At 45.6% G+C, this 13282-nt stretch carries 11 protein-coding genes; 9 read left to right on the top strand and 2 right to left on the bottom strand.

Annotation, left to right across the window (positions count from 1 at the left end; translation table 11 throughout):
* The first annotated feature begins 6 nt into the window (after positions 1-6).
* The 9 genes from tssH to catA all read left to right on the top strand — a co-directional run bounded on the left by tssH (position 7) and on the right by catA (position 10489).
* Positions 7-2529, top strand: coding sequence for a type VI secretion system ATPase TssH (tssH, locus tag RTP97_RS14655; protein ID WP_312414912.1), 2523 nt, complete (start codon positions 7-9; stop codon positions 2527-2529).
* 125 nt (positions 2530-2654) lie between these two features.
* Positions 2655-3359: a putative adhesin gene (locus RTP97_RS14650; RefSeq protein WP_312414910.1), complete on the top strand. Its 705-nt coding sequence runs from the start codon at positions 2655-2657 to the stop codon at positions 3357-3359.
* 206 nt (positions 3360-3565) lie between these two features.
* Positions 3566-4081, top strand: a complete 516-nt coding sequence (locus RTP97_RS14645) for a fimbrial protein (RefSeq protein ID WP_312414907.1) — start codon at positions 3566-3568, stop codon at positions 4079-4081.
* A gap of 85 nt (positions 4082-4166) precedes the next feature.
* Positions 4167-4877, top strand: coding sequence for a molecular chaperone (locus tag RTP97_RS14640; protein ID WP_312414905.1), 711 nt, complete (start codon positions 4167-4169; stop codon positions 4875-4877).
* A gap of 97 nt (positions 4878-4974) precedes the next feature.
* Positions 4975-7524, top strand: a complete 2550-nt coding sequence (locus tag RTP97_RS14635; protein ID WP_312414904.1) for a fimbria/pilus outer membrane usher protein — start codon at positions 4975-4977, stop codon at positions 7522-7524.
* A gap of 20 nt (positions 7525-7544) precedes the next feature.
* Positions 7545-8051: a fimbrial protein gene (locus tag RTP97_RS14630; protein ID WP_312414902.1), complete on the top strand. Its 507-nt coding sequence runs from the start codon at positions 7545-7547 to the stop codon at positions 8049-8051.
* 7 nt (positions 8052-8058) lie between these two features.
* The gene (locus RTP97_RS14625) at positions 8059-8577 is read left to right on the top strand and encodes a fimbrial protein (RefSeq protein ID WP_312414900.1); all 519 of its coding nucleotides are present in this window, start codon (positions 8059-8061) and stop codon (positions 8575-8577) included.
* 40 nt (positions 8578-8617) lie between these two features.
* The gene (locus RTP97_RS14620; protein ID WP_312414897.1) at positions 8618-9553 is read left to right on the top strand and encodes a fimbrial protein; all 936 of its coding nucleotides are present in this window, start codon (positions 8618-8620) and stop codon (positions 9551-9553) included.
* 258 nt (positions 9554-9811) lie between these two features.
* Positions 9812-10489, top strand: a complete 678-nt coding sequence (gene catA / locus RTP97_RS14615) for a type A chloramphenicol O-acetyltransferase (protein ID WP_312414896.1) — start codon at positions 9812-9814, stop codon at positions 10487-10489.
* A gap of 33 nt (positions 10490-10522) precedes the next feature.
* On the opposite strand, the gene RTP97_RS14610 is transcribed toward catA, so the two are convergent.
* Complete coding sequence (locus RTP97_RS14610; RefSeq protein ID WP_312414894.1) at positions 10523-12451, bottom strand: EAL domain-containing protein; 1929 nt, start codon at positions 12449-12451, stop codon at positions 10523-10525.
* Positions 12452-12468: 17 nt separating this feature from the next.
* The gene (locus RTP97_RS14605; protein ID WP_312414891.1) at positions 12469-12963 is read right to left on the bottom strand and encodes a molybdopterin-dependent oxidoreductase; all 495 of its coding nucleotides are present in this window, start codon (positions 12961-12963) and stop codon (positions 12469-12471) included.
* Between the last annotated feature and the right edge of the window lie 319 nt (positions 12964-13282).

Raw genomic sequence — 13282 nt, 5'->3', positions numbered from 1 at the left:
AACGCTATGAATAACCATTTAAAACCCGTTATCAGTAAATTAACGCCAGAAGGGCGGGCGGCACTTGATGCAGCCATCAACCAGGCCGTTGCACAACAGCATGCGGCGGTTGGCCCTGAACATTTGCTAATGGCGCTTATACGTCAAGAGCACACGCTTTTTGAGTCGCTGGTATTACAGACCGGTTTGCCCGTTGACCAGCTCTTTGACGCGCTCTCTCACGCATTGATGCAGATAGCGATCCAGCAGGCTACGACTCCCGTTTTCGCTATCGAACTGGTGGAGTGGCTGGTCGACAGCTGGCTGCTGGCGAGCGCGGGCTGGGGGCAAAATGCGCTGGGGCCAGCGGCTATGCTGGCCAGTTTGTTAAGTAACGATGAGATACTGACGCCGCCTGGCCGCCAGGCGCTACAGTGCGATAGGCAGAGAGCACACGCGATACTGCAGGCCTGCGGATCCGATACGTCCCGGCCTGAAATTAACGTGCCAGCGGCAAATTCCGCGTTAGCGAAATATACGCGAAACTTAAGCGAGCTGGCCCGGCGGGGTGAACTCGATCCGGTGCTGGGGCGTGAGCTGGAGATCCGTCAAACGATCGATATCCTGCTGCGCCGTCGGCAAAATAACCCCATTCTTACCGGCGAGCCGGGAGTCGGTAAGACGGCCCTGGTTGAAGGACTGGCGTTGCGGATCGCAGAGGGATCGGTTCCCCCCATGCTGCAATCCATGGAGGTGTTAACGTTAGATCTGGGTCTGTTGCTGGCCGGTGCCAGCGTCAAAGGCGAATTTGAGAACCGGCTTCAGTCGCTGCTAAAAGAGATCGCCCATGCGCCCACCCCCATCATTCTGTTTATTGATGAAGCCCATACGCTGATTGGCGCAGGTGGACAAGCTGGGCAGGGCGATGCGGCGAACCTGCTTAAACCGGCGCTGGCCCGAGGGGAATTACGGGTGATTGGCGCAACGACGTGGGCGGAATATAAAAAATACGTTGAAAAAGATGCTGCGCTGACGCGTCGTTTTCAGGTGGTAAAGGTTGCTGAGCCAGACATCGACAAGGCGATGACTATGCTACGCGCCATGGTTCCCGCTATGTCACGGCATCACGGTATTCCGGTGCTGGAGAGCGCTATTCATGCCGCAGTGAACCTCTCGAGCCGCTATATCGCTGGGCGTCAACTGCCGGATAAATCGGTTAGCCTGCTGGACACCGCCTGCGCCCGGGTGGCGGTGTCCCAGGCGCATGAGCCAAAAGAGACCGAGGCCGTTGCCGTGCAGCTGCGCGCTATTCACAGCGAATGTGAGGCTCTGCAGCGTGAAGGCACTCAGCCCGAGCGGCAGGAGAAGCTGCTAACCCAGGCTGAAGCGTTACAAGTCAAACATGACCAGCTGCACAGAGAGTGGCAGGCGCAGCGCCAGCTGGTTCAGCGTCTGTTAAACAGTCAGGATGGGGACGAGATTACCCGCGATCGCGCTGAACTGGCCATGCGTCATCGGGATCATGCAATGGTATTTGAACGGGTAGATGCAACCTGCGTCGCGGATGTGGTAGCGGACTGGACCGGTATCCCGCTGGGCCGCATGTTGGAGAAGGAACATCAGCAGCTGGATGCGCTGTTCGACAGGCTGGCCGGGCGAATTATTGGTCAACAGCATGCCTTAGCTTATATAAGCCAACAAATTCGTATCAGCCGATCCGGGCTGGGCGATCCGCTTAAGCCTACCGGCGTCTATCTCTTAGCGGGGCCTTCCGGTACGGGTAAAACAGAAACCTCTCTTGCGCTGGCCGAACTGCTGTTTGGCGGCGAACATAACCTGGTCACCATCAATATGTCTGAATACCAGGAGGCGCATACGGTGTCAGGGCTGAAAGGTTCGCCGCCCGGCTATGTCGGTTACGGTCAGGGAGGAATACTGACCGAGGCGGTAAGGCGTAACCCCTATAGCGTGGTACTGCTGGATGAAGTAGAGAAAGCGCATCCGGACGTTATGGAGCTTTTTTATCAGGTGTTTGATAAGGGGTTAATTGAGGACGCGGAGGGACAGCCCATTAACTTCCGTAATACGCTCATCATCATGACCTCCAACCTTGCCAGCGAAGCGCTTGTTAACGCCTGGGATGCAGGTGAATGCTCTCCGGAAGCGTTGTGCAACGTCATCCGTCCCGAGTTTGAACGGGTATTTACCCCGGCGTTAATGGCAAGGATGACGTTGATCCCGTACCTGCCTCTGCAGCCAGACGCAATAGCGGAAATTATCACGCTGAAGCTTCAACGGTTAAACCAGCGTTACCAGCGCGCGACCGAAGGAGAGGTCTCTCTAAGCTGGAACAAGCGAGTCATTAACTGGATTGCGCAGCGCTGCCAGCGGCAACAAAGCGGGGCCAGGGATATCGACCGTGTCCTGGATGAACATATGCTGCCGCTGCTGGCAGCGCAGGTTTTAAAATCGTCAGCGCCGGGCGTCGTTAAAGTAATTGTTAATAACAATGCGCTGTTTTTGAAAGTAGAAAATCAACCTGTGCTTTAATGGTTATTGTTAACAAATAGTAGCAAAGACATTCTGCGATTTTAATAATTAATTTAGTGGAGGGTTTATATATGAAGGCAACGTGTGGATATTCAAAAGATAAATTCCCAGGAACGAATCATAGTATGACCACCCGACTGTACCCCGCTATACCAACGGCTTTCAGTGTGGATAGCATTGCGTGGGAGCTTGAAAATGATTTTTTACTGTTTACTGCCGGAAAAAGCAAGGGGCAGGATCTGTTGATTACCAGCCACGGCGGGTATTTCCCCTTTAATGGTGATTTTATCATTCCACCTGGCGTGGTGTTGAGCGTTCTCGGTCCTCACCAACATGCGTTGATAGATCCAGGCTTAGAAAACATGCTCAAACCCTCTGTCAGACCTTATGCAAACATCTCTACTAATAATATTACCTTTGGCGCAGTAAACAGAAACCAGTCTCCATGGGGAGAACCAAATAAGCATCCCTTCGAAAACCATATGCAATCCCTTAAAAGCATCACCGGGACTTACAGAACTGGCCGATTCAGAAATTATTCACTCCAAAAATATGAAGGCGATACAGAGAGAAATTATGATGGTATTCGTCGCTTCATTAATAATAATAACTTTGGCATTTGGACAGGGGATTCGACGAAGTACACTATGAGGCAAATAGACGTTCTCTCTGTCAGAAATCGACCGATGAGAATGGCTCCGACAATAAAAGATGCTGTAAAGGCGCTGATCAAAAAGGATATTTATTATGACAAAATTATTTTATGCTTCTGTCGATGCTCTATGTCTCCTTTCGCCGATTTTAAAGAAGATTACTACGCGGTAACATAATTGGAAGATAACGCAGCGTGTTTTTCCAACAAGCAATTAATCTGACTAATACTTGATTGTAAAACAGTTTAGCGACTGTCCTTTATAGGGTAGGGGTGAGAATTACATATTAATACAATATTAGATACAATTTAAGTCCATCATTATCCCATAACGTTATGTGACTAAATGATGTTATTTCCAATATGTTAAAAGGTAACTTTAAAATGAAAAAAAGTATCCTGGCAGGTGTGGTTCTCGGGATGTTGACCTGCGGCATGGCTCATGCTGCAGATGGTCAAATTAAGTTTACGGGTTCTCTGACCGCAGATGCCTGTAAGATCGATCCTACTTCTGCAGACCAGTCTGTAGTAATGGGTAATGTTGCAGTAAGCGCACTCGATAAAGGTATCGGCACTAAAGCCGCGCCCACTAAATTTAGTATTGCATTAACGGATTGCCCTGCGACAGTTACCGCAGCCGTTGTTAAGTTTGATGGTCTTTCTGATTCAGTGAATACTGACCTGTTGGCGTTAGATAGTGATTCAACTGCTTCTGGGGTAGGCATCGAAATTGCAGATAGCCTAGGTGCAGTCATCCCGGTTCATGAACCTTCGCCGTCCTATGCACTTGCAGAAGGTTCTAACACACTGGATTTTATCGCGCGTTATGTGTCTTCTGCGGCTAAACCAACCGCGGGTATCGCAAATGCGACGTCTCAGTTTACGCTAATCTACAATTAAGAATTTCTTAATCAATGAGTTGAGTGCTAAATCAGAACACCATAAGGATGTGTTGTTCTGATTTTTGATTAGTCAGGGAGAGGTAATGAAACTTATTAATTTGCTAATGGGATATATCCTGGCATTTTCATGCAGTAGCTATGCAGGCATAATTGTAGGTGGTACTCGTCTTGTATATGACAGTAGTAATAAAGAGTCCTCTATTTCAGTAAAGAACCCTGAGGGGTCTACGCCCTACCTCATACAGTCCTGGGTTGATGATGCAGGGCCAAATGATGATAACAAGCATGCTAAAAAGCCTCCGTTTATTGTTACGCCTCCCCTGTTCCGGCTTGATGCTGGTCTCGAGAACACGCTCAGGGTAGTAAAACTTAAAGAAACGGCGCTATTGCCAAAGGACAGAGAATCGGTTTTTTGGCTCAATATTAAATCAATACCCTCCGAAAGAAAAAATGCAGATGGTTCAGTTACGCAAAACAGACTGCAAATTTCAGTTAAAACCAGGATTAAGCTCTTTTACCGGCCTCAGGGGTTTGCGGATACGGTAGCTGAAGCGGCAGAAAAAATTAGCTTTAAGAGAGTCGGAGACAGCCTTATTGCCAGCAATCCAACGCCTTATTACTTTAGCTTTAACACCTTAAAGGTAGGCGGTGTCAATGTTGAGTCGTACAGTACTATGCTACCCCCTAAAGGTGAAGCGCAATATAAGTTAAAGGGTAATGGGGGAGCGGTAGAGTGGAATTACATTAACGATTTTGGTGGTATCTCAAAAACGTTAGTGGTTCCTGTTAAATAATATCAATGAAAATTATATATTGCATATAAATTACCCGGGTTGTTATCAGGGTGTTGCGTTTATATGCTGACACCCATCAATTCTTGAAATAATAAAAATGAAACGCTTTACTTACAATCGAGTAGCCTTTTCACTATTGTGTTTGTTCAGTAATGTGACTTTTGGTCAGGATACCTTTAACCTGAACGCCTTAGAGCTTGATAATCCGGGAAACATCCCCGCTGACTTAAGCCAGTTCTCTATGCCCGGTGGGCAGTTACCCGGGTTATATCATGTTGATATTTTTATTAATAATGAAAAAAAAGATACCCGAGATATTAACTTTGTCAAAAGTTCAGATGGCGGAATAACGCCAGAACTGACGGTGGCGCAGCTTTCAGAATATGGAGTGAAAATTGGCGAAATAAGGTCTCTGGAGAATGTTAACGTAAAGAAAAAAATCACCCCTCTGGAGCGCTACATCACGGGCTCAACGGTGAAATTTGATTTTCAGCATCAAGCGCTGAAGATTACGATCCCACAGGCGCAAATGGAAAATTCGGCTCGTGGCTACATACCTCCACAACTTTGGGATGACGGCGTACCTGCACTGCTTGCAAGCTATGATTTTACCGGCTCGAACACTAAGCAAAAAAATGGCGGCAGCGATAACGATAGCTATTTTCTGAATCTTCACAGTGGCCTGAACGCTGGAGCCTGGCGCTTCAGAAATTACAGTACCTGGAATTACAGTAAAAGTAGCCATAGTGATGCAGAAAGCGCATGGGATTCTATCAACTCCTGGGCGCAGAGAGATATAAAAAAAATCAAAGGCCAGCTTATCGTGGGCGACACGTTCACGTCTTCTGATATTTTTGATAGCTTTCAGTTCAAAGGCGTTCAGCTTATTTCTGATGATAATATGCTGCCTGATAGCCAGAGAGGGTTTGCACCGATTATTAGGGGGATCGCTAACAGTAACGCCAGGGTCACGGTAAAACAAAATAATTCAATTATTTATCAAGAGTATGTGCCCCCAGGCGCGTTCGTGATTGACGATCTCTATCCCACTTCCGCAGGCGGAGATCTGCAGGTAACTATTACTGAATCTGATGGTTCAGAAAGGACTTTTACCCAGGCCTTCTCAAGCGTTCCTGTGATGCAACGAGAAGGGCGTTTGAAATATGCCTATACGGCAGGCAAGTATCGATCATCATATGACGGTGGTGATGAACCCGATTTTGGCCAACTTACGCTGATCTATGGCCTTTCGAGTCGTTTTACCTTATATGGTGGCAGCCAGTACGCAGAAAAATATCACTCCTGGTCACTAGGCATAGGTACGAATTTGGAAGGGCTGGGCTCGGTCTCCGTAGACGCAACCGCAGCTGCAACGGATTTTGATACTGACGGACGCACCGATCATAAAGACGGGCAGTCATATCGTTTTCAGTATATGAAATCTTTTGATGAAACAGACACAACGCTCTCATTGGCCGGGTACCGTTACTCAACGTCCGGATTTTATTCTTTTAATGAAGCGAACGACCTCAATAATAGCTCATTTAATAGTGATAATTATGATAATGAGCAGTATCAGAGAAGCCATAACAAGAAGAACAAAATCCAGCTTAATTTTACCCAGGAAGTGCTTGATGGCGCATGGGGTAGTTTTTCTGTTGATGGTTACCAGCAGGATTACTGGCAAGAAGAGGGGCACGAGCGAAATTTTAGTTTAAGCTATAATAATAGCATTGCTGATATTTCTTATGGTATCAACTACACCTATAGTTTAACCCCTTATCAGGATGGCTCAGATCAGCAGTTGGCGTTTAATGTGAGTATTCCACTTTCTCACTGGATGCCAAAGTCAAATGCCTATGCGAACTATAATAGCACGTCCAGTCGCCATGGTGATACGGCACAACAACTTGGTTTGAGCGGCACAGCCTTAAAAGGCGATAATCTTTCGTATTCGATAATGCAGGGCTATAACAATCAATCGAAAGATACCAATGGTCAACTCTCTGCTGACTATAAAGGAACATACGGCGATGCCAACATTGGCTATAACTATGATAATGACTCACGGCAGATAAATTATGGACTGGAAGGATCAATTGTTGCTCATCAGTTTGGTGTCACCTTTTCCCAGCCAATTTCTGGCGATATGGCGTCAATTGCCCTGGTTCGTGCTGTCGGAGCAAAAGATGTAAAAATTCTTAATAATACCGGGGTGGCAACGGACTGGCGTGGATATACTGTTGTCCCGTATCTAAACCCCTATCGTCGTACCAGCATCAGGTTGGATACCAGGAGCCTTGACGATAATATTGATCTGGAGAACAGCGTTGAGAGTACTGTCCCCACGGCAGGTGCCGTTGTGATCGCAAATTATAAAACACATAGCGGTAATCGGGCTCTATTCACGTTAATTCGTCCCGATGGTTCTCCAGTACCGTTTGGCGCAACCGTGACTATTTCCGACGATAATAGAGAAAATATTGTTAGCGAAGGCGGGCAGGTCTATTTAACCGGGCTTAAGGGATCAGGTATTATTCATATGTCATGGGGTAAAGGGGCGGGCAATAGCTGCATTTCTCATTACGATCTCAGCACTGCTAATCATGATGGTGGAATAGACACTATGACTCTACAGTGTTCATAGCATAACGATCGGGATAAATAATGAATAAGTTAATATTAATTTTCAGCTGGATTTTATTGATTGCCGGGGCCTCGGCAGGAGAAAATATCCAGGTTAATTTTACGGGTACAGTCAGTGATGCAACCTGTGAAATACAAACTGACTCACAGAATCCTGAAGTTAACCTTGGCGAGCTTTATAATCAAGATCTGGAAGAGGCAGGAAGCGCTTCCGAGTGGGTCAACTTTAATATCACGTTATTTAATTGTCCGCCAGCACTTAAAACGGTGAGCGCAGCGTTTTCGGGTACGCCTGATGGAAACGATGCCTCCTTATATAAAAGCACCGGGGATGCAAGCAACGTTGCCGTTGAACTACAGGATCAGAATACCCAGCGTGCTCTTGGCCATGGTGCTGTTGATACCGTAAATATTTTGCCATCGGGTAATGCGGTATTCAATCTTCAGGCACGGGCGAAAACGGTTGTCGGAAATGTAACTGCCGGAACAATAGACAGCCTGATTGAAATGACCTATACATACAACTAAGGTAATTATGCACAAGTTAACGTTCTCATTATTTATCCTCTGTATCGTATTCGGGTTTAACTGCCTTGCCGGGCAGAATTCAACCATAAAAGTATCTGGCGTTGTCTACGTAGCGGCATGTCGAGTTGATCCTTCCTCTGTCGATATCCCCGTGGATATGGGGAAACATAGTATCTACCAGCTCAAAAATATCGGGGATTCTACTGAACCCGTCTCTTTCAGTATAACGCTGAGGGATTGTCCGGAAACTACCCACTCCGCACGGGTCAAAATGGATGGTATAGCTGATGCCAGTAATAATAGTTTATTCAGGATTGATAACGTTGCGGATAGCGCGACCGGGATCGGCGTCGCTATATATGATGTTACAGGCGCCATTCTTTCGTTAGCTTCAACGTCAGCACCTTATAACTTGCGGAAGGGAGATAATACCTTATCCTTCGCTGCCAACTATGTCGTGTCTACACTTCCGGTCACAAACGGGGTGGCTGATGCCACTGTCGATTTCACGCTAATTTATCAGTAATTATAATTGCTGAAAATAATTTATTATATTGGTTATGTTTATGAATAAATATCTTACCTTATTGTTAATGCTTGTACTCTCTTTTGGCGCACAAGCCAAAGTCACAAATTGTTCCGGAGGAGGGTATACGTTTAAAATTAACTTGGGAAACATAACTGTTGATCCGACATTGAAAGTAGGTGATGTTATTACGACTCAGGATCTTTGGGCAACGGATCAGGCTATTACAACAACATTTGGCTCATGGTATATCTACTTCAAATATTCAAATAAAAGTCCGGGAGCATACCATGCTATAGAGACTAATTTAAAAGGTATTGGCGTGCGCATGTCAATGAAAGATATACCAAATAGCTATTTCCCTTATACAGCCAAAGGAACCTGTAGAGGCTTAATATCATGTACGGGGGCCATGCCTGATAATATGACTGTGGAAAAGCTGGAATTGATTAAAACGGCTGATACTACAGACTCTGGAGATCTCTCCGGGGGGGTGTTTGCCTATGCACAATGTGACAATGGCCAGATATATACAAACTTTGCTTTTGGCACGTCGCATATCACCAATTCCACCTGCGATCTCGATTCGCCCTCATTAAATGTCGATTTAGGTGATTACAAGACAACAGATTTTACCGGTGTGGGCACGACGACCGATAAAAAAACGGTGGCAATACCGGTGACATGTACCGGTGCTGATTCTGCTTTTTCATTGTCCGTTAGCGCAGTAAATCCTGCGGATACCACCAACGGTGTTATGGCACTGGACAGCGGTGGTGCATCGGGTATTGGTGTTCAGTTACTACAAAGCGATGGTGTAACACCCGTGCCGCTTACCAGTAGTTCCTGGAGTGCGGGTACATCTATCCCAGGAAGTAATACCCTAAACCTTTTTGCCAGATATTATCAGCTTGATAATACCGTGACTTCCGGTAATGCCACGGCGAGCGTAACGTTAACGTTTAACTACAAATGATGAACAGCGCAGGCGCTGGCCCATAGGGTGAGTCGCAAGGATGTAGGGATTTGTAAAACGCGCGTCTAAAGGGGTGAGGAGAAAAACAAGTTACATTCAGTATCTGATATACTAAATGTTTTAGATTTCCTTCCCTCTTGCATAAGGATGCGCTACTCTCAAAAATGCGCGCTCTACCAGAACGGGTTGGGCCATTTTTTTAATACACAAAACGTTAGACTAACATCTGATAGATATTTTATAATCAAAGGTTAAAAAATGAAAAAAGCAACCCCGGAATATACGCCTGTTGACTTGTCTCGTTGGGCAAGGAAGGAGCATTTTGAAGTATTTCAGTCGTTTGCTCAATGTACTTTTAACCAAACCGTCCTTTTGGATATTACCGCGCTGCTAAAGCATGTAAAGCAAGCTGGCTGGAAATTTTATCCTACTATTATTTTCCTTCTTTCTAAAGTCGTAAACAATCATGCGGAGTTCCGCATGGCTATAAAAAATAATGAACTTGTTATATGGAATGAAATTCATCCAAGCTACACAATTTTCCATAATGAAACGGAAACTTTTTCATCATTATGGAGTCACTACGAGGGCAATATTCATCACTTCCAAAAAACTTATTCTGAAGATACCGCACAGTATGGTGATAACCTCTCTTATTGGCCTAAGGGGGAATCTCCGGAAAATGTATTTTTCATATCGGCTATTCCTTGGGTAAGTTTTACCAGTTTTAATACCAATGTTGCTAACATGCAGAACTTTTTTTCTCCCATGTTCACTCTTGGGAAATACTATAAACAAGATGAAAAAATATTACTGCCTCTCGCCGTTCTGGTACATCATTCCGTGTGCGATGGTTTCCATGTGGCAAGACTGATCAATGAGTTACAAGAGATGTGTGATGACATAGTGCGCCTTTCAGAGGCACACAAATTTTGATGCGCCAGAACTCTTTAAGACCGCCTTTTCCCTTTAACCGTTTCTGATTTTCTCATCTACATAAGGCTGAGGTTTACCAAACAGATAGCCTTGTGAGAAATCACAGCCCAGCACCTGAAGGCTTTCCAGCTGCTCCTTAGTTTCAACACCTTCCGCAACGGCCTTCATATCGAGGGATTTTGCCATGCCGGTGATAAGCCTGATGATATTAAGAGCGTCTTCCTGTGTTGATATCGAATGCACAAAGGACTTGTCTATTTTGATTTTATCGAAGGCAAGCCTGCTGAGGCGCGAAAGAGAAGAATAACCGGTACCAAAATCATCGATGGAGATTTTCACCCCCAAGCCTCGCAGCATGCTAAGCGTATTCATCGGCGTACTGCTTTCAGTAAAGAGAGAGGATTCAGTCACTTCCAGTTCAAGACGCTCGGCGGGGAGTCCCGTTTCGTTCAGAATGGACAGCACTATCCCGCCAAAGGCTTCGCTGCTTAGTTGGACAGGAGAGACATTCACTGAAATTTTAGCTGGGATCGCCCAGGAAGCGGCTTCCCGGCAGGCTATTTCAAGCACTGATTTCCCCATCTCGTTAATCATTCCTGTTTTCTCAGCCACAGGAATAAAGCTGTCCGGCGACAGGAGGCCCTTCAGAGGATGTATCCAACGAATAAGAGCTTCATAGCTGTAAATTTCTCGGCTGAATGAATCGACAATAGGCTGATAGTAAACCACGAACTCTTTGTTTACTAACGCCTGTGCCATATCATGCTCAAGGGTTCGGCTTTCTTGCAGTTTTTCTAACATCCATTGTCGGAAGACTTTTATCTTACCCGCGCCTTCATTTTTGGCTTCATAAAGAGCCAAATCGGCAAATTTGTAGAGATAGTCGGAGCGGCGTTCAGTGTCTGAGATAACAATGCCGACAGTGGTGGTTATAGTGATAATCGTATTATAAAGAGTGTAGGGCTGGCTAATAGCATCGATTATATTTTGGGCTAGTGAAACGGCACAACTCTCCGTCAGGCCACTCGAGATAAACGCGAACTCATCACCGCCTAAACGAGAAAGCGTATCGGAAATCAGGCCCATCGAAATGAGACGCTGTGATATCTGGCGTAATAACATATCGCCGACATCATGACCATACGTATCATTGACCTCCTTGAATCGATCTAAATCAAACAACATCACAACCACAGAATTATTGCTTTTTACTGCGATCTCGATGGTTTCATTCAAATTCCCCCAGAAAAAATGGCGATTATTCATCTGTGTCAGTGAGTCATGGAAGATGTCATACTCCAACTTTGCATTCTGGGTTTGCAGTTTTTCTTTAGATTCTTGCAGTGCATCAGCAAGATTTTGTACCTGTAGATGTGTCTTCCGAATATTTCGGTTTTGATAAAATACCAGCACGCCAAGTATCGCACTCATTATGATGAGCAATAAAGATGTCGCTGAGTAAATATAGTACAGAGTTTTAATTTTCAGATTGGCGTCATTGATCAAGTTGATATCTTTATCTAAAGCGCCGGACGATAGACGTCCCAGTTGAGCATTAAGCGTCTGCATTTTTTTAAGATATTCATGGAGTTCTGAGCGGTTCATTTTCTCAAGATGAATATCCAGATACTCAAGCATCTTCTCAAGCTGTAAAGCCAGAGTATGATGGGCTCTATTACTCTCTATGTAATTCCTCAGGTCACCTTCTTTCATTAAATCACTTTGGCTGAGCATAAGATCGAGACGCATGCGCACATCATCCAGCGACATCGTCTCATCGATAGTGTAAAGCCCAAGCGACGATTCAAGACGGTAATATTCTGATACTATCTGAGCAGCAGACCACGCAGCGGCGTAGTGAGTCAGTTTCTGCAGCTCTTGTTGCCTTTCATGCACAAGAAAGGAGATATATCCGGTAGATATAAAAAGGAAACAAATGATACCAGCCAGAATTCTATTCATGTTGGTCTTCTGACCCCTTACTCTATATTCATTCTACTGACTTGCCAGGCCGATCTTGAATAATAAATCTGATTATTCAGCTCAGGCTTGCTGTCATAAGGATAAACAACAAACAACGGGCCTTTATCACGGATGCGCATATATTCTCCGTTGACTTTTAAAGCAAGGATAACATTGTGTTTCTTAAAATCACTGAGCGGGATTTCGGTGGTGTAGTCGTTGAGCGCTGTGACCTTAACAACAGAACCTTTCGCCCCGACATAGTCCATGAGCTTTTGCAGTGAAATACCCGCAAAGGTAGTGCGGCCATCATACCAGGGAGACGTTGTCTGAAAGCTGACCATACCCAGTTTCTCGAGGCTGGCGAGATCAAAAACGGCTTTGCCATCATCATTTGTATTTTCGATATTACCAGACAGCGTTAAAAGCACTTTACCAGCAGGTCTGGAAAGTTCACCCGCCCAGACCGGTGTGAAGAGCACAAAGCTTACCAGCATAACAATCAACCGCATTCTAACCTCGTATATCAACCGGATGTTAAAGAATTATAATTTAGTTACTGTGTTATTTACATATGCTCCATGTCTATTGTTGATGTCCGCTCTCCAGAACGAAAAAACCCCCGCCAAAGGCGAGGGTTAAGAATAAGGGGTACCCGGACGAGACATCGAACACGCTTCAATGGAGAGTCCGGCTCGCCAAAAGCAAAAAACCCGCCATAGGCGGGTTCTTCTGAATAGTGGTGCCCGGACTCGGACTAACGCCGAAGGCGTTGAACAGCGCTTGCGCTGGCCCCGAAGGGGTGAGCCGCCTGCGGCGAATAATCGAACG

This window comes from Pseudescherichia sp. (genome assembly GCF_031998825.1).
Classification (GTDB): Bacteria; Pseudomonadota; Gammaproteobacteria; order Enterobacterales; family Enterobacteriaceae; genus Pseudescherichia.
The sequence above is the reverse complement of the archived record's forward strand: the minus strand, read 5'-3'. Positions and strand labels throughout refer to the sequence as shown.